This is a genomic window from Roseinatronobacter monicus, assembly GCF_006716865.1.
Taxonomy (GTDB): Bacteria; Pseudomonadota; Alphaproteobacteria; order Rhodobacterales; family Rhodobacteraceae; genus Roseinatronobacter; species Roseinatronobacter monicus.
Map to the genome: position 1 here is coordinate 1 of NZ_VFPT01000002.1, position 25177 is coordinate 25177.

The following is a 25177-nucleotide window of genomic DNA, read 5'->3' on the forward strand; positions in this document are numbered from 1 at the left end:
TTTGAGCCCGATATGTGCGCCGACGCGCTTGACTGCAACGAATGCTCTGCTTTTGGGTACAGAGACCCGTTCACCGGCTTGGGCGAGTTGCTCAGCAACCCCAAGACCCGGTGTCGGCTTGCGCCAACCTGTATGTTTCATGCCTGTATCGCACTTCCAGTTTTGTGGAGGCAAAAGAAACGCGTTCGCTCAAGAGCGTTTTTGTTGACAGTGAACCCTGTGCGACTTATCTTGAAGGCGACCAAACCATTAAGATTAGCTCTCAGGCCACACCGCTTGGGGGCTTTTCTTTTGCCGTTAATTCACTTGTCGTTTCTTCTTACTCCTTGCCTCATAGTTCCAGAGAACATCACACCAACGCTGTCTTCAGTCGGTATCTTTCTCCGAGTCTTCGACGTTCAAATAGCTTGCGACTAAGTCCCCAAGCTTTTCGAGACGCTCTTGGTCAATCGGCACTCCTGCAACCTTGATTGAGAGGTTTCCATCGATGGAAGTGACCGAGAGATTTCGGTTGCCCACCTTCCGCTTTACGGTGAGTTTTTGGGGCTTTGTCTTTGGTTTTTGCTTGGTTTTGTTCGTCCTCTCCAAGCTTGCCAAGGCCCCCTGTAAATCGCGAAAACTCATGTCGTAGACGTTCTTGAACGCGTTCAAGATTTGATCCTGCGCAGCGAATACGGACCGCGCTCGCGAGACAAGACTCTCATGCACACCTATTTTTTTGGCGAAGGCCACAGCTGTCAGTTTTCCTTCGCCAGCAGCCAGAGTCTCATACATTTCGCCAATCGAAACCAATCGCTCAAATGGGCTAAGATTCTCACGTTCCTCATTCTCGCGGAATCGCAGAAACAACATCTCAAACTTGCTGTTTTCTGCGTTTCGCGCGTCAGGCGGGGCAAGGATTGCACGAAGGGGTACACCGAGCTCTGACGCGGCAGCCAGTCGGCGGCGCCCTGTAAGCATCACGAATGGAACCTCAGCGACATTCGACGGGTCCAACGGATCCGGCTGCCAATCCGGATCCTCCGGCCACACTAGAATGGGCGTGTCTTGCCCGTTCGAGGCAATGCTGTTTACCAGAGATCTGAATGCTTCTTGGGACATCCAATCTTGTCTGCGGTCGGTTCCCATCGGATCGGAGATTTGATCTGGCGACAGGCTTATCTCGTGGCGACCGTTGAGGATATCCGAACAAAGCTCGGCTCTGCTTCGCTCCACTGCAGCTTGCGACTGCGCAAGCGCCCCTGATTTCCAGGCACTACCGGCCCCCTTGAAGGGAGTTGAAACCGCATCTCTCGATTCTGTCCTGCCTTCGGAATCGCTCGCACGCTCCTTGGATGTATCAACATTGGTAGCCTTGCTGACCAGCGACCTTGGAATACTACGTTTCATGCTTCACCCTCGCCGTCATCGTCGTAGAATTCGTCCATCCATGTATCGGCATAGCCACGTTCGAGCCCCGGCCAGAGCCGCGATACTATGGCGTCGTTCACGGCATCGGCATTCGTGATAAACCGGTTGATCCCCTTGCGCTTTCCCGGCGTGTCCGGCTCGTACTCGTATACGGACTGATAGACGTCTGACGCGTTCGAGATCGCGTCAGAACGCAGATAAAACACCGGAAGAATTTCTGTGGGGCAATGTTCTAGTAGGTTTCCGATGTGGTTAAGGTCCTGCGCATTGGACCGTTGGACGATCGTCGGCAACAGCATGTTCGCACCGGTTCCGATCTCGATCCTTTCATGGGCCAGGATGTGCTGAAGCATCCCTAGCAGGCCAGTCACAAAGGTCGACAACGTCGCAATGTCGAACCCCTTCATGGTTTGCGGTATGACCAGCGAAGTCGATGCAATCACGTTATTCAACTGGAACAGTGTGAGCGCGGGTTGATAGTCGATGATGATGACATCCAGCGTCTCCGCTAGTGCGGTGTCGAGCCGCTCTTGGTCGACCTTGCCGTCGACTACCAATTCGTTGGGTAGCGTTTTCGGTGGGTGGCCCGCTTTCCAGCGGTCGATGGCATCGCGCAGGTAGCGGTAAAAGCTCTTTCCGGCGGGGGCTTCGCGGACAAGCCGCGCAATCTGGATCTCACCCTCGGATGTTTCGCCGTGAGCTGGAAGCAGGCGCAGGCCTGGCCAGGAGGTCTTGAGAAGGAAGCTATCGAGCGTTTGCGCATCGTGGTCGGTATATGGCGCGTCTTCCGACTGAAAGAGTCCAGCAAAGTCCACCATGGAGGCGGTGTTTTCGTCGGGCATCTGGGGAAGACCTTCCCCCCCGACAAAGTAAAGCGTTATTGTACTTTGCGGGTCAGCATCCATAACACCAACACGCATGCCGTAGTGCAAACTGAGATACTGGGCAAAATGCGCGGCGCTCAAGCTTTTGGCAGTGCCGCCTTTCTGGCTTGCAAACGAGATAACGGGCAAAGGTGCACCAGGCTTCCGCCAGGCCAGGTAATCGTACGGCCGCTTTGCCGAGGCTGCCAGAAGGGCACGCATGTGCATCAATTCGGACAGCGTAAAAACGCGCTCTCTTCCAACATATTCGCCTGCTGGGAAGTCATCACTCGAATTTGCGAACTTCGTGAGATACTGAATACTCACATTAAGAAACCTTGCGCACTGGCGCATGGACCACGTGCGCTTGATGCGCTGACGCAGGGTGAGTTCCTTGTTAACTGCCACCATCGTGCGCTCAAGCCCACGTGACAGATCCGTCAAAAACTGCTCTAAGCTACCGCTCATTTCTAAGCCCTGACTTCGGTTGTGTCCGAGTTCGACTCGATTCTGCCTCTTTGGTAGCATGTTTTTGGACAAAATGTAAAGATACCGCGCGCCTATAGGCTTCAGGCGCTTTTTTTGTGGCTTAGTGGCTCCAGAAACTCCAATCTTGAACGCGTTCAAGATTGGAGTTTACGTCGGCTGACCGGCGCGAAGCCGCCCGATATTGCCTGATTCACGCCGCGCCTTTCGGACCCCGGGGCATAACCGTCCTAGTTCGTTGCCTTGCCTAGGTCCACGTTGAATCCGCGATTACGGACGCTTGGCGTGAATCAGCCAGTGCCGCTGTCCCTGCCTTGAATCTTCATGATGCCGTCGCGCTCGACCAGCTCGCATCGCATGATGCGGCCTCCAACGTGGTGCGTGGGGATGATCGGGTTCGAGCTTTCGACGGGTCCGGCGGCAATTTAGAGGACGGCGGTCAGGATAGAGATTGGGCAAAAGCGTTTGGTGGCTTTAATATCGACGCTTGTGAAGCTGATGCAGCCCGAAGGGCAGTTGCGTAGGTGACCAATTCTTGGCGCCGCCGAATGCGAAGCGCTGCGGAGAAGGACAGCGGAGAGATGGGAGACAGCTATTGTAGATGGGGCCGCCGCTGAGACGTGGTATCCATGAAACTGGAACGCATCGGGAGACGTCTAGCGGTCGAGGAAAATGCCACATGGAAATGTGGCAACGTCTTGAGATCGAACAAAACAAGCAAAGTAATTTGACCTCATGCAGCGGAAAGAACCAGCGCGGCGCTAAGGCGTCCTCAACAGCTCGATCCCTTTTTCGAGGGGCATTGCGCGAATGTCTTCGGCCACCGGGACGTCATGCTCTCCGGCATAGATCAACAGCTTTTGGTCGGCCTTGATGTCCTCCGCTCCCGTATGGAACCCGCGCGAAACCTTTGGCGCAGTCGTGCGCTTGATCTCAACGGCCCAGATGTCGCCGCCAGGCAGGCGAAGGACCAAGTCAAGTTCAGCTCCGGCAGAAGTGCGATAGAAGAAGGGTTCGGTGCCGGTTGGTGCAGCGGCAAGAAGGGCTTCGATACAGAACCCCTCCCAACTGCCGCCAACGACGGGGTGCCCGAGCAAGCCCTCGATTGTCCCAATGCTTAACAGGGCATGCACAACCCCGCTGTCGCGGACATAAACCTTTGGCGATTTCACCAAACGCTTGCCGACATTCTCATGCCAGGGCTGCAGTCGCCGCACCAGCATGAGATCAACGAGCAGATCGAGGTAGCGTCCAATCGTTTGGCCCGAGACACCCAGCCCCTCGGCGAGGGCTGCAGCGTTCAATAGACCACCTTGCACATGCGCAAGCATTGTCCAGAAGCGCCGCAAGGTTGCGGCTGGAATACGCGGTCCAAGGGCAGGGATGTCACGTTCCAGATAAGTACGCAGAAAATCCAGACGCCAATCCATGCTGGTTTGATCGCTTGAAGCCATGAAGCTGTCAGGAAAGCCACCACGCAGCCAGAGCGCATTCAACTGATCAGCCCCCACCTCGGTAAGCTGTAGAGGGGGCATTTCGATATACCTGACACGTCCAGCGAGGGATTCTGCCGACTGTTGGAGCAGGACGTTGGAGGCTGATCCCAAGAGCAGAAACTGGCCCGCTCGAAAACCGGCCCGCCTGCGCTGGTCGATTTGACCACGCAGGCTCTTGAAGAGGCCAGGCATCTGCTGCACCTCATCGAGGATGACGAGTTTTCCCGCCTGTTCATCCAGATATAGATCCGGTTCGGTCAGGATCTGCCTGTCCGCATCTCGCTCTAGATCAAGGTATACCGATGGTTGCTTTGAGGCGATGTCGAGAGCAAGCGTGGTTTTCCCAACCTGCCGGGGGCCAAGGAGGACAACAGCGGCTTGGCTCTCGAGCGCGGATTGCACAAAGTGATGAGTTTGGCGCTTATACATACCTTGCAATTACTCCACACGATGGAATATTTGCAAGGATAAACTGCTTAGCGGGTAAAGTTGCCACTCAATTGGAGATGTCGCCAGATGTGACGAACAGGCTTAGCGTCAAAACTCACTCATAGCATCCCAAGCCGCTTCGCCCGCTCCAGCAACATCTTCACTGATGATGGTTGCCAGCTTGTCCGCCCACGTGGTGTGCGCTCGCGCATCGCTTCCAGCCGGGTGCAGATGGCTTGCAGCGTGATGTCTGGATCAGCGCCCTTGATGCCCGCCACGATGGCCGGCAGGCGATCATCTCGCGCACGTGGGCCCGCGCGATCAAGCACGGTCGCGGGGAGGAACCCATCGCGGACATAGGCGTTCACAGCGCGCAGCAGACGGCTTTGCGTCCAGCGCCGGGCCTCGGGCAGGGGGCCGTTGATGATACGCACCATATCTTCCCAAGCCAGGTCGGGGCGCAAGCGGCGCACATGCGGCACCCAGTCCTGCGCGGTTTCATTCAGGCGTTCCATGTAGCCGTCCTGTCGTGCAAGCCGCACCTTGCGTAGCGCAGCCGGATCCCGCGCGCGCAGGCCAGGGTTTCCGCCGACCCGCCCCTTGGTGCGCGCGCTGGCAAGCCCAGCTTTGGTGCGTTCGCGGATCAGGGCGCGCTCGAATTCGGCGGCTGCACCCAGAACCTGCAGCGTAAACTTGCCCTGCGGGGATGCGGTGTCGATCGGGTCCTGGATCGAGCGGAAGAAAGCACCCTTGGCCTCCAGCCGCTCAATCACCTCCAGCAAATGCGACAGTGACCGCGCCAACCGGTCGATACGCACAACTACCAGCGTGTCGCCCTTGCCAACGCGCTCCAGCACCCGCGCCAGCACCGGCCGCGCACGATCACCGCCAGAAGCCTGTTCCTCATGGATTTCGACACAGCCCGCTGATTTCAGGGCCTGCGACTGGGGCAGGGGGGTCTGATCCTCAGTAGATACACGCGCGTAGCCTATCAGGGGCATCAAAACCTGCCTTTTGCAGCTTCATGTACGACCAATAAACGACCCATTGCGCCCGTGTGGAAGGCTCCCCTATTCCTCCGAACGCCTTATCATGCAGACGTCTATGAAGTGGGACTGTTCAAACGCCATCGGGCGATCCTGAACTTGAATTAGGTGCTACCAGGTGCTACCCTTTGAGCAAAGGAGCCTTGGCATGACCGTAAAATCTTCGATTTCCCTGACAGACCCGCAAGCACGCTTTGCCCGAACCCTCGTAGAGTCGGGGCAGTATTCCAGCGTCAGTTCCGTGCTACAGCAGGGTCTGGAACTGCTTCGGCAAAAGAATGAGGCTGAAGAGTTAGAGCTGGCTGCGTTGCGGCAACTCGTGGACCGACGCATGTCCGGGTCGATAATCTCTGCCGGTGAAATGGATGCTGTAGCGCGTCAACCACCTTGTCCGGTGCCGACAACCACCTTGGCCGGTTATAGCGGCCGCCGGGGTTGTGTTTTTTACTGTCTTTAGGTCAGGTTTTTTCCTTCTTCTTGGTTGTCGTTTTTGGTTGTCGCTGAGGCTTCGTTTTGCATTTTCATGTTGGCCGCAGCGCTTCTTTGGCGAAAGCTTTGCGCATTCATCTCAAGAATGCTAGCATGGTGGACAAGTCGGTCGATGGCCGCGACGGTCATGGCTTTGTCGGGAAAGATTTGATCCCATCCACTGAACGGCTGATTGGCCGCGATGGCGATGCTGCGATATTCGTATCGCCGGGCAATCAGTTCGAAGAGCACCCCGGTTTCGGCCTGATCCTTGTGGGCATAGGTAATGTCATCAAGGATGATCAGGTCAAATTTGTCGAGCTTGGCCAAAGCTGCTTCGAGCACCAGATCCCGACGTGCGGCTTGCAGTCTTTGGACAAGATCGCTGGTCCGGGTATAGAAGACCCTATGGCCTGCTTCGATCAGGGCATGGCCAATGGCACAGAGAATGTGGGTCTTGCCCGTGCCGGAGTTGCCAATGGCGATCAGGTTTGCGCCGCCGTCCAACCAATCTCCCGCAGCCAGAGCTTCGACCCGGGCGCGTGGTAAGGTAGGCAGAGCTTTGAAATCGAAGGTTGCCAAAGTCTTTCCAGCTGGGAGCTGGGATTCATTCAGATGACGGCGCATGCGGCGCATGTCCCGCTCGGCGAGTTCGTATTCGGCCAGCACGGCCAGGAAGCGCGCAGCCGGCCAGCCTTCGGTATCGGCTCGTGTGGCGATTTCCTGCCATAGCTTGTGGAAGCTGGGTAAGCGCAGGGCGCTCAGCATGCTGGGCAGCGTGTGGATGTCGATCTCCCGGGAGGTCATGCGCGTACCTCCAGCAGCGCATCGAAGCTGTCCAGCGACGGATGAGAAACCACAACATCCTTTGGCAGCACCGCGTGTTTAGGGGTGAGCTGTGTCGCGAGCGTCTTTGGGTCCGGTATCAAACCAGAGCCGAGATCGTCAGCAAGAAGACGTGCCAATTCCGCTTCGCAGGCTTGATCGTGGGCAATAAAGAGCAGAGCGACCATGCGGCGGCAGGCGTCGCGTCGCGGCAGGCTGTGCTGTAGCACTTCCCAGGCCTGCGCGTATTCGGTGCGGGGGAAGAGGCTATCGCGGTAGATCGAGCTCCAAAGAGCCTGTGGTTTGCGCTTCAAGGCATGGATAACGTGGTGGTAATTGATGACATGGACACGATGGCCATCGTTACGGCCTCGGCCACGGGGATGCGTTGCGACAAGGGTGCTGCCCAAGAATGCGTCGAGGCGGTCATCATATAGATGGATGCGCAAACGCTGCCCGATGAGCTGTGACGGCGCGCTGTAAAAGATGCTTTTGACCCTGAAGCCGCCCATTCTTGTGACCGGCACGATAACTTCCGTATAGTCTGTGGTGCGCCGCGGCGGCAAAGGTTTAAGATGCAGCTGTTCTACCTCAACCGCTTCCATACGCTGTCGATTGCGCCGCGCCACCAGCATATCAATGAAACGACGATACTCGGCCACAGATGCAAAATCACGGCTGCCGCGCAGGATCAGTGCCTGTGCGATGGCCTTCTTCAAGTGACGGTTCTGCGATTCCACGGCGCCATTCTCATGGGCTTCACCACGGTTGTTGCGACTGGCATCCATACCATAATGACCGACGAACGCTTCATAGCGCTTGGTAATATCCTCACACTCGTCACGCGTCAGATTTCGAAATGCGGCTGAAAGACTATCCGTACGATGGTTTTGTGGAACACCCCCCAAGGCCCACAACGCCTGCTGGAGGTTCTCGGCCAAGGCCGTAAAGCTCTCCCCGCCCAAGACAACACCAACATGTTCCCAGCGGCTATAGACCATTGCGAAATGATAAAGCAGGTGCGGGAATGGTGCGCCTGCAATGGTCACTTCCAGCTCGGCTGCATGGGTGAAGTCGGACTGTGCCATATAGCCTGGCTCTGGTGTCTGGCGAAAAATGATGTCGCGCTCCGGGCCTTTAAGCGCGCGCCACTGCCGGACCCTTCGCTCCAGGGTTCGGCGGATGCGATCATCTGGAAAAGCCAAAGGATGTAGACCCTGGAGGTGACGCAACAACGTCACGGCCTGCAGGGCATTGTCGTTCTCCAGAACAGGAAGGATGTCATTCTCCCAATACCCTTCAAGAGGATCGGATACTGTACGCCCGTGAACAATCTTGCGCTGTGAAGGGGGCGTTGGATCTGCATCAAATCGCCGAGCGGTTCTTTCGCTGAACCCGGCACGGGCGGCTGATGTGCATTGGCTGTGATTTTTGAGGTCGGTCATGTATAATCTCAATTGCTGGTCGGTGATGGATTGATAGGCCAACCGGGGTCCTCCGTTGGAACGTAGAGGCTTCCGGCTTATCAACCCGCAGCGACCAGCACCTAACCCAAAATCATCTTGGCCGGTGGCGCTGACCTCCAGGCGGGCAAGCCCGCCCTCCGATCAGCGCCACCGGCCAAGATGGTTGTCGCTACCGGCCAAGGTGGTTGTCGCTCAACAGGATGCCCAGATCGAGCAAATGATTGCCCGCAAACAAAAGTCGGGCAATGTGGGAGCTTGAATTTTCGGCGGAAGCGGAATGGGACTTCGAGCTGATTTTCGATCATCTCGCGCGGTCATATGTCGACTTGGGCGAAGGTCCGGATGAGGCGCTCAAACGGGCAGCTGCGCGGGTCCGAGGTATCCGGTCTTCAATAGATACGCTGGCGAAGTCGCCCTTCATCGGAACGCTACGTCCTGACATCAGGGCAAATCTTCGTTTCGTTCGACTTGAGAAGACGGCGATCTGGTTTCTGCCAGACCAAGATCGGGCCTGTGTTGTCGTGATCGCGGTTTTCTTCGGGGCGCAGGATCATATTCGCCACATGCTGGCGCGCTTGCTTTCGGGTCCGACAGAGTAGGGCAGGGGGCTACAGTCCCGCCGCCTTTGTCAAATTCACGCGGAACCTGTCGCGCCTGCGCTGATAGCGGCGGGTCATCTCGGCGCTGGCATGGCCCAGTTGTTTCTGGACATAGCGTTCATCGATCTCGACGCTGCCGGCCAGACCTGCGCCCGATCTCGCGCCAGGCGGTCTTGCGCAGAACTGGATCAGATAATGAGAATAGCGTCGTTAATCCTATCATAAAGCGCTAGATTATGAGGGGAATAGCTGGCATATTCCCCTCATGGATATCTGGCAAACACCATCCTGGCCCAACTTTCGACATGATGCAGCGGCGACCGAAGGCCCGCTGGCAGATTTCTCCGCACGTCTCGGGTCCATCAAAGGGTTGCAGATGGCTTTGAGCGCGGAAGAGCGGCGCGAAACCTTTATGCGGGCCGTAACCAACGAAGCTGTAGCCAGTTTCGCAATCGAGGGGGCGATCCTTCGTGCAGAGGATATCGAAGCATCCGTCGTAGCGTCACTGGCCCATCGGGGCGCGGAGCCCCAACGACGTACAGACGCCATTGCAACTTTGATGCTGGAAGCCAGAGAAGGGCAGGGGGCTTTATCCGAGGATCGCTTGTTCCACTGGCACCAACTTTTGTTTCACGGTGTCGATCTGGAAGATAAAGGACGGTGGCGGAGCTTCCCGATCGTGATCGTGCGTGGTGCGAATCTCGGCAAGGAAGAGGTTCTTTACTCAGCACCACCGCATGACCGCGTGCCTGCTATGATGCAAGAATTTTTGACCAACCTGCAAACTGACCGTCGTCCAGTGCCTGTCCGTGCGGCCCTCGCTCACCTTTGGTTTGAGTCGATTCACCCTTTCAGCGACGGGAATGGGCGGATTGGCCGGGCCCTTATTGAATATATCTTTGCGCAAGACGCTGCCTTGCCGTTTTCTCTGTCGCGCCAGATTGAGTCTGATAAACAAGGTTACTACCGGGCGCTTCAGGCTGGGCGAATGGTGTCTGGGGATCATATTGACGCAACTCCATTCGTCTTGTGGTTCCTCGAGCGCCTGACGGCCGGGATCGTTGAGGCAGAGGCAGAGGCCAGGTTCTTGGTTATGCGCAACGCATATTTCATGCGCTTTTCCAACCTTTCACAGCGGGGTGAGAAGGTGTTGCGCCGCCTCTTCGCTGAAGGACCTCGGCGTGTATCCGAGGGTATCAGCGCGGGTCCATATTCGAAGATAGCAGGCGTCTCTCTTGCCACTGCAACACGCGACCTGGCTGAACTGGAAGCAGTCGGAGCAGTTTTCAAAGGGGCCGAAGGCGGCAGATCAACGCGGTATCTTCTGAGTGTTTCTTGAAACCCGGCTCCTGATCAAGGAATATCTCGACCTGTTTCCATGTGGCAGATAGCGTCCGCATGTCGGACCCGAAGGCAAATAGTCACAAACCCGCCGCCTTGGTGAGATTGACGCGGAACCTGTCACGCCTGCGCTGATAGCGGCGGGTCATCTCTGCGCTGGCATGGCCCAGTTGTTTCTGCACATAGCGCTCATCCACCTCGGCGCTGCTGGCCAGACCCGCGCGTAGGGAATGGCCGGAATAGAGCTTCACGCGCTCCGCATCAGGCAGATCGGGGCGCAGACCTGCATCCAGCACGCAGGCCTTGATCAGCCGGGCGATATGCTTGTCATTCAACCGAGTTTCCCGCGCGCGCTTGCCATCGCGGGTGACGCCGGTGAAGATCGGCCCAAAATCGATCCGCCCGTAATGAAGCCACTGCTCCAGCGCATGAACAGGGCAGGTCTGGTCGGATGACCCGCGCCCGATTTCGACTTCGCGCCAGCCGGTCTTGCCGCGCAGGGTGATCAACGCGCCGCCGTCGAGAACGTCGATCCAGCCGCCGCTATCAAGCGTGTCATCCTTGTGCCGGTCGAGGCTGACGATCTCTGATCGCCGCAACCCGCCGGTAAACCCGATCAGCAAAATGGCGCGGTCACGCAAGCCGCGCAGATCATGGGGCAGGGTGGCGACCATGGCGCGAATGTCGTCGGCCAAGATGGCCTCTTTCTGCACTGGCGGCCGGGCATGTCTACGCCTGATACCGGCCAGCACGGTGGCGATATGGCGGTTCTTACGGTCCAGCGGCAGCCCGCGCTGCGCATAGCCCCAACCCAGCCCCGACAGGCGTCGCTCGATTGACGCGACCGACAGGGCAGGGGGCTTGGTTGACCCTTGTCCCTGGGGCGCGGCCAGATCCGCAATATAGAGGCCCACAAGTTCCGGCGACGGGGGCAGGGGGTCCGCGCCGCGCATCCGGCACCAGCGGGCGAAATGCGCCCAATCCTTGGCATAGGCGGATCGTGTATTGTCAGACGCCGCAGCGCTTGCATAGTCCCGCGCGGTATCCACAAGGCGATCGAGCACGCCAGAGCCCGCAACATGCGCGGGCAGTGCAATGCCATCACTTCCTTCTTGCGCGCTCTCGTCGAGCTGAGTACTCTCAACCGTGTTCATGGACGCTGAGATCGATTTCTCGTGTTCTGGCGACATTTTTCCCCCGAAAATCCGTTGATTTTGAGACTGTGCTGCAGCATGTCCCATATTGTCCGATAATGCAATCTTACTGGACATAGGTAGATCGTGCAAGGCAGGGCGGTTTATTCACTCTTTTATAGATCTAAGCGCCGCTGCAATGTAGGCTGTCTGCATGACTTTTGCCCGCAACACCCCCGCCAACCTCCCAGTAACAATACCCCGGATGCCGCCTTGGGTCATCGCGGGCCGTGCAGAAGCCCCTGAAAATGTGGCGTTTCTGTCGGGGGCCGCGCTTGCTCACCTGCATCTGGTGTTAGGGCAGGCGGAGGTCCCCCATGCTTTGTTGCGGGAGCGGCTGGCGCTGTGGTCGGCGGAGGCTTGCGTCGCCTTCACGGGACGCCCTGAGCGCGCAGCAGAGCTGCGCGATGCGGTGCATCTCTTGCGACCCGGCGACCTGCCGGGACCAGCAGGAGAAACCTTTCTGGCCTGGCGGCGGGCTGTGGAGCGACCGGTTACAATCAAGGCGCTTTGTCGGGCGTTACCGGAACTTCAGACCGAACAGATCGCGCGCTGGCTCGGTGCGGGGTCTGGCGCGCCAGTCACGCGGGCAGCCGCGGTGCTGGAGGTGGTTCTTGAGGCGGCCCCGCGTGCGGAGGTCCCAGCCCTGATCCTCGCAGATGCCGCGCTGGCGCAGGCGCTTGGTTGGGATCACGCAGTGCCACTCTTGGCAGCAGGTTTGAAACGGGCCGACCTGCGTAAGCGTGGTGAAGGCTTGGCGCTGGCCTGTCATCGTGCCGTCATTGCTTCGGTGATCGAGGCCGGGCGCACCGCGATCGATCTCGCGCGTCGGGCCGCGCATTTGAAAGCGGTCGCGCCGAAGCTCCGTGCCAAAGGGGCGGGGCAGGCGGTCGAGATGTTCCTGACCTGTGATGCGGTTGCGCCCTCTGCTTTGCCTTTGCCGGACCGCGCGGCGCGCCGTCTCTGCGACCGACTGGTCGCACTCGATGCCATCCGCGAGTTGACTGGGCGTGACACCTTCCGCCTCTACGGGGTGTAGCGATGGCCAAGGATAAATGCGAGCAGGACCTCGACCGCGATCTGGCTGACCTGCCGCCGGAGCTGCGCTGGCGGGAATGGATGCGCAGGATCGAGGCGGTATTGTTTGCCAGCGCCGCGCCGGTGTCGCGGGAGGATTTGTCGCGGGTCGTGGGGCAGGGGGCCTCGGTCGACCTACTGGTCGAGGACTTGTTCGCTGATCTGGAAGGGCGGGCGTTTGAAATAGCCAAGGTGGCTAGCGGCTGGATGTTTCGGACGCGACCCGCCTACGCGCCGGCGATCCGCGCCGCGGCAGATGTTGGGGATCAGCTGCTCGACCTAAGCGAATTCGACGTCGCGGTGTTGTCGGCCGTCGCCTACCACCAGCCAATTACGCGCGATGGGCTCAAGGACATCTTCGGCAAGGAGATCAGCCGTGACCTGATCGGTCGGCTGCATGCCCGCGAGCTGATCGGGACCGGGCCAAGGTCCCCTAGACGCGGCGCGCCCTATACTTTCGTCACCACCGAGCAGTTCCTGATCACCTTCGGATTGGAGAGCCTGCAAGATCTTCCGGACACCGAGCAGCTGACTGATGCAGGGTTGTCCGACTGACCGGCAGGGTCTTGTCTGACAAAGCCGCCTCGACTTTAGAGGTGAATGTCGCACCGAAGAGCAATTGGAACTGTCGCACAAGCCGTAAACGCGAAACAGCAAGCAGCCGAGATGCACAAGGCTGCTTGCTGAAATAGGCCGCGCATCGAAACAATCATGTTGATGATTTAATGATGCGGATCAAGCGCCGTTGACGCTGTCTTTGAGGTGCTTCGCAACAGTGAATTTGACGACTTTATCGGCCGGCTTGTCGATGATTGCGCCGGTTGCGGGGCTACGCACTTGGCGCGCGGCGCGATCGCGCACCGAAAGCTTGCCGATATTGGGCAGTGTGACAGCGTCGCCCCCGGCGACAGTTTTCCCCACGACATCGCAGACGGCATCGAGGGCAGCGGCAGCTGATGCCTTATCAGAACCGAGCGCGGTAGCGATTGCGGCCACAAGATCGGACTTAGCGATTGGTTTGTTCATATACTCACTCCTTGAATGTAAGCGCTTTGATATTGTTGTTCTGTTGCTTCACCTGATTGGCAAATCCGGCTGGAATATTCAATCGACATCCAGCGTGGACGGATTGTTCACGGAAGTTCAACAGGAAAGATGCGGTCGATGTTAAACTGCCTTGTCGGCCTAGCCGAGGACGTGGCGGGTTTGGAGGACAGGAGAGAAGCCATGTCCATCGAAACCTTACCCGCCCTTCGTCCCGCGCGTGCCCCCTGGAACAAGGGGCGCATCATTGGCCAGAAGCGCCCACTTTTACCGAAACATGTCTGGTCCATCCGTGTGCGGCTGGAAATGGCGGAGAACAGGCGCGATCTCGCGCTGTTCAATATGGCTGTCGACAGCAAACTCCGGGGTTCCGATCTGGTCTGCCTGAGGGTGAACGATGTTTACGCTGCAGGCCGTGTCAAGGAACGTGCTTCAGTCACGCAAAGCAAGACGCGCAAGCCTGTGCGCTTCGAGATCACCGAAACCACGCGCCTTTCATTGGAACGATGGATCAAGGATCCTGAAATGGTCGGCTGTGAGTATCTCTGGCCAAGCCGTCTCCATGCCAGCCCGCACCTGTCCACGCGGCAATATGCGCGGATCATGCGCGACTGGGTGCTCTCGATCGGGTTGGAACCAAGCGCTTACGGCACCCATTCTATGCGGCGCACCAAGGTTGCCCAGATTTACAAGAAGACCGGCAACTTGCGCGCCGTTCAACTGCTGCTTGGCCACACGAAGATGGACAGCACTGTGCGTTATCTCGGCGTTGATCTGGACGATGCGCTGTCCTTGTCGGAAGGGATCGACCTTTAAGCTGTGCCTGGCCGGATTACACCGGCCAGGCATGTCGCCAAAAGCGACATTTCCTTGACTTTGCGCCGCGCGTCGCCTAAAGCTACATCATGAAGCAGATCAGCTATACGAAAGCCGCCATCAAGGCATTGCGACGGATGCCTGCAAACACGGCCACGCTGATCCGCACCAAGATCGAGGCTTATGCGCAGGATCCAGGCGCGCAGGCCCATAACGTGAAATCCCTGAAAGGCCGAGAGGGGATCAGACTTCGGGTCGGGGATTGGCGGGTGATCATGGATGATCAGGGCAATGTCCTGGCCGTTCTGGACATCGGCCCTCGGGGCGGCATCTATGACTGAAGGGGCATGACATGAACGAGATGGTGACGATTTCACGCGAAGAATATGATCGCCTGCGGGCCGCGGCTGAAGATCTGGCCGACCTACAGACCTATGACCGCGCAAAGGCCGCACTTGCGGCAGGCGAGGATGAACTGATCCCCGCGGACTACGTGAACCGGCTGCTGAACGGCGAAAACGCTTTACGCGTCTACCGCGACCTGCGCGCGATGACGCAAGCTGCCCTTGCCGAAAAAGCGGGGGTGAACCGCGTGACCGTGGCCGAGATCGAGACCGGTCGCAAGCAGGGCTCGGTCGCGACCCTTCGGGCCTTGGCCAATGCGCTCGGCGTAAGCTTGGATGATCTGGCCGACTAAGGTCGCCAAAAGGGTCCTGTCGAGCTGTTCAATTATATCTTGGTTTCTTTGCGCCGGGTTTTTTTCTTTACGGCCGGGGCGATTTTCGGAATCGGCTCCTTTACGGGTGCAGCCTCTTCCATATCCAGGCCAAACAAGGCGGCCATATCATCGGTCTTCAAAATATTATCTGGTGACGGAGAAGGTTTCGCAAGCGGCGTTTTAAGGTCGATATTAGCGATTAAATCCTGATGGTTGACCCCGCGTAGAACAAAGAGAAGTTCGGGTTGTTGATCAAGACGCGCACCAATGCCGTAGATAGTCGCAGCAACATGTTTGCACATGGACGCCCAATCAGGACAGGTACAGGAAAGCTTGATCTCTGAAGGCTTAGGAAACAGCCCCGTACCTGGCTGACATAATCGCTCCATAACTGGTTTTGACAATTTGCCTTGCAGCAGATCGACCAAAGAGTCGATGCCATTGGCGCAGTCGTCGCGCAGAGCTTTCCAATGGTCTTTTGGCAGCGGCTCAATTGTTATTTTAACTGTATAAAGCGAGGAACCAGCGACGTTCGCGGTTACTTGTCCAGAGGTGATCTGTAGGTCGACGACCGAGCCGTTACGCACATAGGTACGACCGCGTGGCAGGCGGCTGTTATAATCGCCAAAACTCTCCATGGTGCTGCACCATGCCTTGCCCCAGGCTGTGGTTGCGATCGTACGACCAGAGATAGCAACAGGTGAAACAGGGTGCCCCGCCTTGCGCAGTTTGGCCATTGCCCGTTCAGCTTTTCTTCTGCGTTCAGCCACTGGCACATATCGACCCCACTGCGACATGGAACTTACTCCTTTGAGACCGATGCAAGATCAAGGGCGACGAGGCGCAGCAAAGCGTCATCGGTCATTTCGGTCAAGTTCATTTCGGCTGATCCCCCCAGCACTTCCTCTGACAAGGATTTCTTTGACTCGATCATAGCATCAATTTTTTCCTCGACGGTTCCGGCGCAGACAAACTTATGAACCAATACGTTGCGCTTCTGTCCGATGCGGAAAGCGCGGTCTGTGGGGCGTTGTTGCATGGATCCTACGGTTTCTGTTAGGAGGCCGTTTCCCTGATCGATTGGATAGCGTTGATGCCGCATAAATTCAATGACGGCCGCCGGCACAAGTTCGAGAAGAAGCGGTACCGCATTACGAACTGGGCTGGCTATAACGAAAGCCTGCGTCGGCGGGGCGATGTAACAATTTGGCTAAGCCCCGAGGTTGAAGCTGCATGGCGTGCAGAGCGCCGCAAGACACGGGGTGGCCAGCCAGTTTATTCTGACCTGTCTATTGTGACCTGCCTGACACTTGGCATCGTTTACAACCAGCCGCTGCGCCAGACCGAAGGGTTTGTAGGCAGCCTTGTGAAGCTCATGGGGCTGGATTTGCTGGTGCCCGACTACTCGACCCTGTCACGTCGCGGGGCCGGTTTGATCTTGCCGATGAAAGCGCGCGCGTCGACGGATGGCCCGATTCATCTTGTCGTAGATAGCACGGGCCTGAAGATATTTGGCGAAGGCGAGTGGCTGGAAAACAAGCACAAAACAAAGGCCAAACGCAAATCCTGGCGCAAGCTGCATCTTGGGCTGGACCTTGTCACCGGCGAAATTGCCTGCTCTGAACTGACCACCGATGATGTGGGTGATCCGACCGCCTTGCCAGAGCTTCTGGATCAGATTGACGGGGACGTGACACGCTTCATCGCCGACGGCGCCTATGACGGCGACCCGACCAGCGACTTGCTCGTGAAGCTGTTTGGGGTTGATGTCGAGATCACTATTCCGCCTCCCAAGACTGCAGTTCTCAGCGCCGAGGCTGTGGGCAATCCAACGCTGCGCGACCAGCGCATTGCCGCAATACGCACAGGCGGGCGTATGGCCTGGCAGGTGAGCAGCGGATACAATCAGCGCAGCCGCGGTGAAACACAAATGGGTCGCTGGAAGATGGTCATCGGCCCCAAACTGAAAGCGCGCAGCTTTCCCAACCAGAAAACAGAAGCCAAGATCGGCACCCACATTCTGAACAAGATGACCGAACTTGGCCGTGCCAAGTTCGAAGTCGTCGCTTGACCAAATGAGCGGGTAAGGGCAAACTCAAACCATCGTAGGTCCGTGCAACAAGGCCGTACGCTGAGGCGCGTGTGATCTAAAATTTAGGCCACGCGATTTAGCTGGCGTTATCGAAAATCTAGAACCTAAACGAAGAAGCAAGGAATAAGTGGGTGAATTTTTTCTTGGATAAACTGGCCGAACGCTCCCTGACCGTCGGAGTTTTCGGATTAGGATATGTTGGTATTCCATTGTCTCTTGCTATTTCTGAAGTGGGGTTAACGGTGCTTGGGTTCGATGTCAGCCGGCAGCGAGTCGATGAGCTGAACGCGGGGAAGAGCCCGATCCGACACATACCTGCTGAAGACATCATCCGGATGCGGACGCAGGGGTTCGCGGCAACGACTGACATGTCGCGAGCCGCAGAGTGTGATGTGCTGATAATTTGCGTACCAACGCCGCTGAACCGTCAGCGTGAACCCGACTTGAGCTTCGTGACTGCCACTATGGACGCCATCGCCCCATATCTGCGTAAAGGTCAGTTGGTCGCGTTGGAGAGCACCACTTGGCCCGGCACCACCGACGAGATATTGGCCCCCTATTTTGACCGTGCCGGCCTGACCCTGGGGAGAGATGCATTTCTGGTATATTCCCCAGAACGCGAAGATCCAGGAAATGTACATTTTGTGACATATTCTATTCCCAAAGTGCTGGGCGGAGTAACAGATTCCTGCAGGATCGTGGGGCAGGCATTCTATGAAGTCTTTATCGAGCGCGTTGTGCCTGTAAGCTCTGCCAAAGCGGCAGAATTGGTCAAGCTACTTGAGAACATCCACCGATCAGTCAATATCGGGCTGATGAACGAGATGAAAGTCCTTACCGACCGTATGGGAGTCGATATCTTCGAGATCGTGGATGCTGCCGCAACTAAGCCTTTTGGCTTTACACCCTATTACCCCGGCCCCGGGATCGGCGGGCATTGCATTCCGATCGACCCGTTTTACCTGACCTGGAAGGCGCGCGAGTATGGGCTTCATACCCGCTTCATCGAATTGGCTGGGGAAATCAATGCCAGCATGCCAGAATATGTTGTGAGCCGGCTGATCGCCGCGCTGAACGAAAGTGGAAAAGCCCTCAAGGGTTCACGGGTGCTTGCTTTGGGCATCGCCTATAAGCGCAATGTCGACGACATGCGCGAAAGCCCCTCGGTCTTTGTCATGGAACGGTTGCGGGCTTGGGGGGCCGAAGTGGCCTACAGCGATCCGCATGTCCCGAACTTCCCGCAAATGCGGGAACATGATTTCGACCTGTCTTCGGTTGATTTGACGCCGGATGTTCTGGCAGATTTCGATGCTGTGGTGGTGCTGACTGATCACAATGATATCGACTATCCGATGATCCTGGAACATGCACCATTGCTTCTGGATACGCGTGGCAGATATCGCGGGCAAACCGCCCCCAATCTTTACAGAGCCTGATACCAGGTTTTCCGATCAGCCAACAAACGGATACCCAAGATGAGCGAACCCAAAAGGATCCTTGCTTTTGTGCCGAACGGTGCCTCGACAGACAACAGGGTTGTTCGCGAGGCAGAAAGCCTGAAGGCGGCGGGCCATGATGTGCTGCTGGTTGGCCTGCGCCTGCCAAATCTGCCGGGATCCGAGGCATTCTCACCTAAAGGCGTGCGGATACAGAGAATTGACTGGCAGTATCGTGCCTTTTCGCAGATTGCGATGGTTTATGCTGCTATATTGTTACCGTTGCTGGCAATCGTCACGTTGGTTGCGGTTGCTCTTGGGTGGTATGTTTACAATGGCTTGCTCGCCCCGCTGGCCGGCGCGCTTTTTAATGCGGCAAGCGATCTGTTAAGACTGCTGGGCAACTGGTTTCATGGGCTGATCAGTTCATCGCAGGCCCTGCTGTTTGCAACAGGATACAGCATCGAGGATATCGCCGCCGCGCATCCGATGGCTTATCACGTTGTTGTAGTGATTATTCTTTACTTGATCTACCTCGTATTGCGACGGCCTTTTAACCGGTTTGGCAGCGCTATTGGGCATCTGTATAAGCAAGTCATCAACAACCCGGCGATTTCGGTTGTGCGGCAAAAGGTGCGCTACGCCCGCAATTACGGCGAAAACGAGAATGTTCAGCAATACACATTGCTGGAATCGTTGCTGGCACCCACCAACACTGCACAAGGTGGATTTCATGAACGGATTTCACATCATTTTGTCGCGAAATCACGCATCAACGGCTTCGTCGAAACAGGCCGTGTGTTTCGCCCCGATATCATCCATTGCCATGAAATCGGTCCCCTTCCGGCAGCCATCGCGTTGAAAAAGGAGTTGGGGTGCAAGGTAATCTACGAGGCACATGAGATATATGACGATCTGGCCAATGCATCTTTGCGCATGTCGGCGGCCCATCAGGCAATTCACAAAGAATGTTTGCCTCATGTCGATGGTTTCGTAACCGTTAACGAGGCCATTGCAGATTATTACGCCCGCACATATCCGGCGCTGCCCAGTCCCGTCGTGATGCCGAATTCCGTGTATCCGAAATCCGTCACCTATGACGGGCGGTTGCACGAAGCCGCCAAGCTGCCCCCAGAGGCAAAGATCATCCTGTATCAGGGCGGGTTTTCACCCCACCGCGGTCTGCCAATCCTGCTCGAAGCGGCCTTCAGCCTGCCTGAAGACTGGTATGTGGTCTTCATGGGGCGCGGCCCGCTGGAAGACCAGCTTCGGGATGCGGCAATCGCATTTCAGGCAGAAACCCTTACCAGACTGCGCAATGGGCTGACGCTTGAGGCTTTGGCAGGTAACGATGATTTTGAAAGGCTCACAGCCCTGGCGCAGGTGTCTGTTGGCGAGAATGGCACGCCCGTCATGCGGGAAGTTCCGCTTGAGGAATTCGCCCTGTCCCGGGCGTTGGGAGCCATGACAGAAGAAGATACCATCAAGGAAACAATCGGGAAAACAGTTGCCGAATTGCGCGACGCTGAGTATCAGATTTCCGCCGAGCGGAAAATACGCCGCGTTATCGACGGCGTACGTTTTTCCCGCAAGTTCGAGAAGGCGCGCTTTGTGCCCATGGCGCCCCATTCTGAATTGGTGGAATGGACTTCGGGCGGAACGATCGGCATCATCCCCTATGAAAATATCGGCCTTAATCACTGGCATTGTTCGCCCAACAAGATCTGGGAATATCCCAATGCCGGGGTTCCGATTCTGGCTTCGCGTTTGAATTATCTGACCCAGACGATCCAGAAATGGAATATCGGTTGGACCCTTGCATCCGATCCAACAGTTGCCGAAATCGTTGCGGCCGTTCGGGCGATCACAGATGAGGAGCTAGAAGAGAAGCGTGCAGCTTGCAAACGTTTTATTGAATCTGACAATTATACACTTCACGAAAAACGCTTGCTTACCCTTGTAGACGAGGTTGCTGCATGACCTTCAGACGCGCAGATGATGTTATATGAGGAGAACTGTTCGTGACTAATCAGACCCGCTATGCCCTGATCGGCGCCGCCGGTTATATTGCGCCGCGCCATCTGAAAGCCATCCGCGAGACCGGCGGCACGCTGGTATCGGCCTATGATATCAATGACAGCGTGGGGATCATGGACAGCCATTTCCCCGATGCGGCCTTCCATACCGAATTCGAGCAGTTTGAAAGCCATATCCACGGCCTGCGCCAGATGCGTGCGGGGGTGGATTATGTCGCGATTTGCAGCCCGAACTACCTGCACAAGGCCCATTCGGCCTTTGCCTTGCGCGCGGGGACCGATGCGATCTGCGAAAAACCGCTGGTTCTGCATGCTGCCGATCTGGATACGCTGGCTGAAATCGAGGCCGAGACCGGCAAGCGGGTCTATTCGATCCTGCAATTGCGCCTGCACCCGGCCATCATCGCGCTGCGCGAAAAGATCCGGGCGGCCCCCGCAGGCAAGGTTTTCGATGTCGATCTGAGTTATATCACCTCGCGCGGGGCGTGGTATCATGCCAGCTGGAAGGGGTTTGAGCACAAGTCAGGCGGGATCGCCACAAATATCGGCGTGCATTTCTATGACATGCTGCATTTCCTGTTTGGGGCGAATACGGAAAATCTGGTCCATCATCGCAGCACTGACACGGCCGCCGGATATCTGGAATTCGAACGTGCGCGGGTGCGTTGGATGCTGTCGATCAATCGCGCCAATCTGCCGCCGCAGACACCTGCAGGGCAGACCACCTATCGTTCCATCACTGTTGATGGCGAAGAGATCGAGTTCTCTGGCGGGTTCACTGATCTGCACACGCTCAGCTATCGGCATGTTCTGGAGGGCAATGGCTTTGGCCTGTCGGATGTCCGCCCGGCCATCGGGATGGTCGAGCATATCCGCCACGTGCCCCTGCAACCGGACCAGGGTGCGGCGCATCCCGCACTGGCCGGACTGGTCGCAGCATGAGTGTGCATGGTGACGTCGCGCCGGGGGCTTTCGTGCATGAAAGCGCCTGGATCGATGCGGGCGCGCGTGTCGGCACAGGCAGCCGGATCTGGCATTTTGTCCATATCCTGCCGGGCACGGTGATCGGAGAAAACTGCATTCTGGGTCAGAATGTCATGGCCGGGCCGGAAGTGACCATCGGCGATGGCTGCAAAATCCAGAACAATGTGGCCCTCTATCGTGGGGTGACACTGGAAGATCATGTATTCTGCGGCCCGTCCTGTGTCTTCACTAATGTTCTGACCCCTCGCGCCCATGTCGAGCGCAAGGAGGAATTTGCCCTTACTCTGGTACGCAAGGGCGCGACTATCGGGGCCAATGCCACCATTGTCTGCGGCAACACGCTTGGCGCTTATTGCATGGTCGCTGCCGGTGCCGTGGTTACGAAAGACGTGCCCGATTTTGCGCTGATGGCAGGCATACCCGCCCGCCGCATTGGCTGGGTCAGCCACGCCGGCGAGCGGTTGGGCGATGATCTGACATGCCCGCGCACGGGCGCGCGTTACCGTCTGGACGGCGAAACCCTGATTCCCGAGGAGAATGCAGCGTGATGCAGTTCATTGATCTTGCCGCGCAGCAGGCCCGCATCAAGGACCGGATCGACGCCCGCATCCAGGCGGTGCTGGCGCATGGCGGCTATATCATGGGTCCGGAAGTCGCCGCGTTCGAGGATGCGCTGGCCGAATTCTGCGGGGCGCGTCATGTGATCACCTGCGCCAACGGAACCGATGCACTGGAACTGGCGATGGTGGTGCTGGGGGTGGGGCCGGGGGATGCCGTTTTCTGTCCCTCCTTCACCTTTGCCGCCACGGCCGAAGTGGTGCCCGCGACCGGTGCTGTCCCGGTGATGTGCGACATCGACCCCGTTACCTTTAACCTGTGTCCTGAAAGCCTTGCGCGGGCTGTGGCCCATGCCCGCGATCTGGGCCTGCGCCCGGCAGTCGTCAACGCTGTGGACCTGTTCGGCCTGCCGGCCGGTTACGATGCCATTAAGGCGATCTGCGCCGCGCATGGGATGAAGCTGGTCGCAGACAGCGCGCAGGGTTTCGGGTCAAACTATAAGGGCCGGGCCAGTGGTACGATTGGCGATATCGCCACCACCTCGTTTTTTCCGGCCAAGCCATTGGGCTGCTATGGTGATGGCGGCGCGATTTTCACCGATGATGACGAAACCGCCGGGATCCTGCGCTCGCTCAGGGTTCATGGCAAGGGGTCGGACAAATATGACAATGTCCGCATTGGCCGGAATTCCCGTCTAGACACGATTCAGGCCGCAATCCTGCTGGAAAAGCTGGCGATCTTTGGCGATGAACTGGAACGCCGGCAGGCCGTGGCCGCGCGCTACACGACTGCGCTGTCGGGGCTGATTGACACGCCGGTCGTGCCCGAAGGGCTGCGTTCGGCCTGGGCGCAATACACGCTGCGCACCCGCCCCGGCCAGGACCGTGCCGCGCTGATGGACGCCCTGAAACGCGCCGGAGTGCCGAGCGTTGTCTATTACCCCCGCCCGCTGCATATGCAGAGCGCCTATGCCGGTTTCCCGCACGACCCTGCCGGTCTGCCCGCATCTGAATCCGCCGCCGCGCAGGTCTTCAGCCTGCCGATGCATCCCTATCTGGGTGCCGAAGAACAGGACCGGGTTATTGTTGCGGTGCAACAGGCCCTTGCAGATCAGCACAACCTGACACCCACAGTATCCGGATAAATTCATGCCTTTCAGAATCCTGACCGTCGTTGGTGCCCGCCCGCAATTCGTCAAATGCGCCGCCCTGCGCAAGGTGATCGATGCCTCGGATCAGGTGGATGAAATTCTGGTCCATACCGGTCAGCATTATGATTTCGCCATGTCTCAGGTCTTCTTCGACCAGCTGGGCATCCGCGCGCCCGAACATGCGCTGGGGATCAACGGCAAAAGCCACGGTGCCATGACGGGCGAGATGCTGGCCGCGATTGAATCGCTGATCCTGTCGGAACGCCCCGATGCCGTGCTGGTCTATGGCGACACCAATTCAACACTGGCGGGAGCCTTAGCGGCGGCCAAGCTGCATGTGCCCGTGATCCATGTCGAGGCGGGCCTGCGGTCCTTCAACAAACGCATGCCCGAAGAAATCAACCGGATCATGACCGACCATGTCAGCGATCTCTTGTTCTGCTCCACCTCTGAGAGTGTGACCAATCTGGCGAATGAGGGCATCCGCAAGGGCGTGCATCATGTGGGCGATATCATGTATGACGTGACCCGCGCGGTGCTGGGGCTGGTCCGACCCGACCGCGCGCGCGAAACCTATGGCCAGCCGGGCAAGAAGCTGGCCATGAGCACCATCCACCGCGCCGAGAACACTGCCGATCCTGCGCGCCTGCAACAGGTGGTGGAGTATGTGCGCGGGTTTGCGGGCAGTCATGCCATTGTCCTGCCCCTGCACCCCGGCACCCGCGCGCGCATGAGTGCGGCAGAAATTGACCTGAGCGGGCTTACCGTCATCGACCCGCTGCCCTATCTGGAAACCCAGGAATTGCTGGCGGCCTGTGACCTGATCCTGACGGATTCCGGCGGCATGCAGAAAGAGGCCTATTTCCACGGCGTCGATTGCATTACCCTGCGCGATGAAACCGAATGGGTTGAAACGATCGCTTGCGGCTGGAACCGGTTATGGACAGTGGAGGATTATAAACCACGTCAGCCCATTGCAGAGTATGGGGACGGGGATAGTGCGGAGCGGATACTGGGGATTATTGAAAAGCTCCGCACATGACCGTCCCAGCGTATCGTATGAGGATTAGATAGATGAACTACGGTATTGTCATTTGCTTAAAAAGTGGTGCTTTCGCCAAGGAAAGAACCGATTTTATTGCGCGATTGTGTTCGCAGGCATCTCCATTATATCAGTATGAGCGTGACGCAACCTTTGGTCTCTCTGAAAATGGCTCGATATTTTACTATTTTTCGACAAACGAAAATGAGGTCCATGCGCTTATTCAAACATCCAATACTCCCGCCCAGGGTAAGGTATTAAACTTTTATTATGGTGATGTGGCTCCTGGCCATGACGAAGTTATTGCGCCAAGCGTTGATTTTCATAGGAGAGTAAACGCGATGAATGGGCGGTTTTCTGTTCTTTCACTTAGCATTGATGACAACATACTTTCCGCAGCGACAACCATAACGCGAATGGAGCCAGTATACAAATTTGAGAACTCGGATCTGATTGTCGTCAGCACATGGGCATATTCAATCAACGAAGTTATCAGTGCATTGGGTCTTAACCCGCATTCCCCAAGTAAATCTATGATTTTGCTGTCCTAACCATGGTATTTCTTATATAAATCATGGTGTTGATGGATGCAGGGGGCGAGT

General features: G+C 57.3%; 26 protein-coding genes and 2 pseudogenes. 16 read left to right on the forward strand and 12 right to left on the reverse strand.

The features are described from left to right. The 5 genes and pseudogenes from BD293_RS23455 to BD293_RS17990 all read right to left on the reverse strand — a co-directional run. A pseudogene (locus BD293_RS23455) lies at positions 1-141 on the reverse strand (plasmid replication protein RepC); the annotation flags it as partial. A 225-nt stretch (positions 142-366) separates the two neighbouring features. Beyond that, positions 367-1389, reverse strand: coding sequence for a ParB N-terminal domain-containing protein (locus tag BD293_RS17975; protein ID WP_142084744.1), 1023 nt, complete (start codon positions 1387-1389; stop codon positions 367-369). Next, the gene (locus BD293_RS17980) at positions 1386-2741 is read right to left on the reverse strand and encodes a ParA family protein (protein WP_211841081.1); all 1356 of its coding nucleotides are present in this window, start codon (positions 2739-2741) and stop codon (positions 1386-1388) included. The genes BD293_RS17975 and BD293_RS17980 overlap by 4 nt, the downstream gene beginning before the upstream one ends. Before the next feature lie 779 nt (positions 2742-3520). Beyond that, the gene (locus BD293_RS17985; protein WP_142084746.1) at positions 3521-4684 is read right to left on the reverse strand and encodes an ATP-binding protein; all 1164 of its coding nucleotides are present in this window, start codon (positions 4682-4684) and stop codon (positions 3521-3523) included. Between the two features lie 119 nt (positions 4685-4803). Continuing rightward, entirely contained in the window at positions 4804-5685 is an 882-nt protein-coding gene (locus BD293_RS17990) for a recombinase family protein (RefSeq protein WP_142084748.1), read from the reverse strand. A 193-nt stretch (positions 5686-5878) separates the two neighbouring features. Between BD293_RS17990 and BD293_RS17995 the strand changes: the two genes are divergently transcribed. Then, positions 5879-6187, forward strand: a complete 309-nt coding sequence (locus BD293_RS17995) for a ribbon-helix-helix domain-containing protein (RefSeq protein ID WP_142084750.1) — start codon at positions 5879-5881, stop codon at positions 6185-6187. Here BD293_RS17995 and istB read toward each other — a convergent pair. Together istB and istA are read right to left on the reverse strand one after the other, a co-directional pair. Beyond that, positions 6184-6966 (reverse strand): IS21-like element helper ATPase IstB, encoded by a 783-nt coding sequence (istB, locus tag BD293_RS18000; RefSeq protein WP_246086342.1) that lies wholly within the window; start codon positions 6964-6966, stop codon positions 6184-6186. The genes BD293_RS17995 and istB overlap by 4 nt on opposite strands. Positions 6967-7001: 35 nt before the next feature. Next, complete coding sequence (gene istA, locus BD293_RS18005) at positions 7002-8510, reverse strand: IS21 family transposase (RefSeq protein ID WP_425467918.1); 1509 nt, start codon at positions 8508-8510, stop codon at positions 7002-7004. A gap of 224 nt (positions 8511-8734) precedes the next feature. Here istA and BD293_RS18010 point away from each other — a divergent pair, with 224 nt between their 5' ends. Continuing rightward, positions 8735-9088, forward strand: coding sequence for a type II toxin-antitoxin system RelE/ParE family toxin (locus BD293_RS18010; protein WP_142084751.1), 354 nt, complete (start codon positions 8735-8737; stop codon positions 9086-9088). A 9-nt stretch (positions 9089-9097) separates the two neighbouring features. Here the strand turns inward: BD293_RS18010 and BD293_RS23170 are convergent. Further along, positions 9098-9238 (reverse strand): annotated as a pseudogene (locus BD293_RS23170) (integrase); the annotation flags it as partial. 115 nt (positions 9239-9353) lie between these two features. Between BD293_RS23170 and BD293_RS18020 the strand changes: the two are divergent. Beyond that, complete coding sequence (locus tag BD293_RS18020) at positions 9354-10427, forward strand: Fic family protein (protein ID WP_142084753.1); 1074 nt, start codon at positions 9354-9356, stop codon at positions 10425-10427. 82 nt (positions 10428-10509) lie between these two features. Here BD293_RS18020 and BD293_RS18025 read toward each other — a convergent pair whose 3' ends face one another. Continuing rightward, positions 10510-11619, reverse strand: a complete 1110-nt coding sequence (locus tag BD293_RS18025) for a tyrosine-type recombinase/integrase (RefSeq protein ID WP_142084755.1) — start codon at positions 11617-11619, stop codon at positions 10510-10512. 157 nt (positions 11620-11776) lie between these two features. Between BD293_RS18025 and BD293_RS18030 the strand changes: the two genes are divergently transcribed. Then, positions 11777-12661 carry a DUF1403 family protein gene (locus tag BD293_RS18030; protein WP_142084756.1) on the forward strand — a complete coding sequence of 295 codons (885 nt, stop codon included), beginning with the start codon at positions 11777-11779 and terminating at the stop codon, positions 12659-12661. A gap of 2 nt (positions 12662-12663) precedes the next feature. Next, positions 12664-13254: an SMC-Scp complex subunit ScpB gene (scpB, locus tag BD293_RS18035; protein WP_142084758.1), complete on the forward strand. Its 591-nt coding sequence runs from the start codon at positions 12664-12666 to the stop codon at positions 13252-13254. Between the two features lie 180 nt (positions 13255-13434). Here scpB and BD293_RS18040 read toward each other — a convergent pair whose 3' ends face one another. Then, entirely contained in the window at positions 13435-13725 is a 291-nt protein-coding gene (locus tag BD293_RS18040; RefSeq protein ID WP_142084760.1) for an HU family DNA-binding protein, read from the reverse strand. Positions 13726-13926: 201 nt separating this feature from the next. Between BD293_RS18040 and BD293_RS18045 the strand changes: the two genes are divergently transcribed. From BD293_RS18045 to BD293_RS18055, 3 genes are all read left to right on the forward strand, one after another. After that, positions 13927-14559 (forward strand): tyrosine-type recombinase/integrase, encoded by a 633-nt coding sequence (locus tag BD293_RS18045; protein ID WP_142084761.1) that lies wholly within the window; start codon positions 13927-13929, stop codon positions 14557-14559. Between the two features lie 89 nt (positions 14560-14648). Next, complete coding sequence (locus BD293_RS18050) at positions 14649-14900, forward strand: type II toxin-antitoxin system RelE family toxin (RefSeq protein ID WP_142084764.1); 252 nt, start codon at positions 14649-14651, stop codon at positions 14898-14900. Positions 14901-14911: 11 nt separating this feature from the next. Then, a complete protein-coding gene (locus BD293_RS18055) occupies positions 14912-15256 on the forward strand; it encodes a helix-turn-helix transcriptional regulator (RefSeq protein ID WP_142084766.1) in 345 nt (114 codons plus the stop codon). A 32-nt stretch (positions 15257-15288) separates the two neighbouring features. Here BD293_RS18055 and BD293_RS18060 read toward each other — a convergent pair whose 3' ends face one another. Then, the gene (locus BD293_RS18060; RefSeq protein ID WP_211841082.1) at positions 15289-16014 is read right to left on the reverse strand and encodes an SWIM zinc finger family protein; all 726 of its coding nucleotides are present in this window, start codon (positions 16012-16014) and stop codon (positions 15289-15291) included. Positions 16015-16079: 65 nt separating this feature from the next. After that, on the reverse strand, positions 16080-16379 hold the full coding sequence (locus BD293_RS18065; protein WP_211841083.1) for a DEAD/DEAH box helicase: 300 nt from the start codon (positions 16377-16379) through the stop codon (positions 16080-16082). On the opposite strand from BD293_RS18065, the gene BD293_RS18070 reads away from it, so the two are divergent. From BD293_RS18070 to BD293_RS18105, 8 genes are all read left to right on the forward strand, one after another. Then, entirely contained in the window at positions 16371-17348 is a 978-nt protein-coding gene (locus tag BD293_RS18070; RefSeq protein ID WP_142084769.1) for an IS5 family transposase, read from the forward strand. The genes BD293_RS18065 and BD293_RS18070 overlap by 9 nt on opposite strands. A 164-nt stretch (positions 17349-17512) precedes the next feature. Further along, on the forward strand, positions 17513-18805 hold the full coding sequence (locus BD293_RS18075) for a nucleotide sugar dehydrogenase (protein WP_246086383.1): 1293 nt from the start codon (positions 17513-17515) through the stop codon (positions 18803-18805). Positions 18806-18844: 39 nt separating this feature from the next. Beyond that, the gene (locus BD293_RS18080; protein WP_142084772.1) at positions 18845-20785 is read left to right on the forward strand and encodes a glycosyltransferase; all 1941 of its coding nucleotides are present in this window, start codon (positions 18845-18847) and stop codon (positions 20783-20785) included. Positions 20786-20826: 41 nt separating this feature from the next. Further along, positions 20827-21783, forward strand: coding sequence for a Gfo/Idh/MocA family protein (locus tag BD293_RS18085; RefSeq protein ID WP_142084774.1), 957 nt, complete (start codon positions 20827-20829; stop codon positions 21781-21783). Beyond that, positions 21780-22373 (forward strand): acyltransferase, encoded by a 594-nt coding sequence (locus tag BD293_RS18090; RefSeq protein ID WP_142084776.1) that lies wholly within the window; start codon positions 21780-21782, stop codon positions 22371-22373. The genes BD293_RS18085 and BD293_RS18090 overlap by 4 nt, the downstream gene beginning before the upstream one ends. Beyond that, entirely contained in the window at positions 22373-23527 is a 1155-nt protein-coding gene (locus BD293_RS18095) for a DegT/DnrJ/EryC1/StrS family aminotransferase (protein WP_142084777.1), read from the forward strand. The genes BD293_RS18090 and BD293_RS18095 overlap by 1 nt, the downstream gene beginning before the upstream one ends. Before the next feature lie 4 nt (positions 23528-23531). Beyond that, positions 23532-24575: a non-hydrolyzing UDP-N-acetylglucosamine 2-epimerase gene (wecB, locus tag BD293_RS18100; protein ID WP_142084778.1), complete on the forward strand. Its 1044-nt coding sequence runs from the start codon at positions 23532-23534 to the stop codon at positions 24573-24575. A 32-nt stretch (positions 24576-24607) separates the two neighbouring features. Continuing rightward, positions 24608-25126: a hypothetical protein gene (locus BD293_RS18105; RefSeq protein ID WP_142084780.1), complete on the forward strand. Its 519-nt coding sequence runs from the start codon at positions 24608-24610 to the stop codon at positions 25124-25126. The last annotated feature ends 51 nt before the right edge of the window (positions 25127-25177 follow it).

Coding starts and splice junctions, on each gene's coding strand:
- BD293_RS17975 (WP_142084744.1), bottom strand. CDS start 1,389: ATGAAACGTAGTATTCCAAGGTCGCTGGTCAGCAAGGCTACCAATGTT.
- BD293_RS17980 (WP_211841081.1), bottom strand. CDS start 2,741: ATGAGCGGTAGCTTAGAGCAGTTTTTGACGGATCTGTCACGTGGGCTT.
- BD293_RS17985 (WP_142084746.1), bottom strand. CDS start 4,684: ATGTATAAGCGCCAAACTCATCACTTTGTGCAATCCGCGCTCGAGAGC.
- BD293_RS17990 (WP_142084748.1), bottom strand. CDS start 5,685: ATGCCCCTGATAGGCTACGCGCGTGTATCTACTGAGGATCAGACCCCC.
- BD293_RS17995 (WP_142084750.1), top strand. CDS start 5,879: ATGACCGTAAAATCTTCGATTTCCCTGACAGACCCGCAAGCACGCTTT.
- istB (WP_246086342.1), bottom strand. CDS start 6,966: ATGCTGAGCGCCCTGCGCTTACCCAGCTTCCACAAGCTATGGCAGGAA.
- BD293_RS18010 (WP_142084751.1), top strand. CDS start 8,735: ATGTGGGAGCTTGAATTTTCGGCGGAAGCGGAATGGGACTTCGAGCTG.
- BD293_RS18020 (WP_142084753.1), top strand. CDS start 9,354: ATGGATATCTGGCAAACACCATCCTGGCCCAACTTTCGACATGATGCA.
- BD293_RS18025 (WP_142084755.1), bottom strand. CDS start 11,619: ATGTCGCCAGAACACGAGAAATCGATCTCAGCGTCCATGAACACGGTT.
- BD293_RS18030 (WP_142084756.1), top strand. CDS start 11,777: ATGACTTTTGCCCGCAACACCCCCGCCAACCTCCCAGTAACAATACCC.
- scpB (WP_142084758.1), top strand. CDS start 12,664: ATGGCCAAGGATAAATGCGAGCAGGACCTCGACCGCGATCTGGCTGAC.
- BD293_RS18040 (WP_142084760.1), bottom strand. CDS start 13,725: ATGAACAAACCAATCGCTAAGTCCGATCTTGTGGCCGCAATCGCTACC.
- BD293_RS18045 (WP_142084761.1), top strand. CDS start 13,927: ATGTCCATCGAAACCTTACCCGCCCTTCGTCCCGCGCGTGCCCCCTGG.
- BD293_RS18050 (WP_142084764.1), top strand. CDS start 14,649: ATGAAGCAGATCAGCTATACGAAAGCCGCCATCAAGGCATTGCGACGG.
- BD293_RS18055 (WP_142084766.1), top strand. CDS start 14,912: ATGAACGAGATGGTGACGATTTCACGCGAAGAATATGATCGCCTGCGG.
- BD293_RS18060 (WP_211841082.1), bottom strand. CDS start 16,014: ATGGCCAAACTGCGCAAGGCGGGGCACCCTGTTTCACCTGTTGCTATC.
- BD293_RS18070 (WP_142084769.1), top strand. CDS start 16,371: ATGCCGCATAAATTCAATGACGGCCGCCGGCACAAGTTCGAGAAGAAG.
- BD293_RS18065 (WP_211841083.1), bottom strand. CDS start 16,379: ATGCGGCATCAACGCTATCCAATCGATCAGGGAAACGGCCTCCTAACA.
- BD293_RS18080 (WP_142084772.1), top strand. CDS start 18,845: ATGAGCGAACCCAAAAGGATCCTTGCTTTTGTGCCGAACGGTGCCTCG.
- BD293_RS18090 (WP_142084776.1), top strand. CDS start 21,780: ATGAGTGTGCATGGTGACGTCGCGCCGGGGGCTTTCGTGCATGAAAGC.
- BD293_RS18095 (WP_142084777.1), top strand. CDS start 22,373: ATGCAGTTCATTGATCTTGCCGCGCAGCAGGCCCGCATCAAGGACCGG.
- wecB (WP_142084778.1), top strand. CDS start 23,532: ATGCCTTTCAGAATCCTGACCGTCGTTGGTGCCCGCCCGCAATTCGTC.
- BD293_RS18105 (WP_142084780.1), top strand. CDS start 24,608: ATGAACTACGGTATTGTCATTTGCTTAAAAAGTGGTGCTTTCGCCAAG.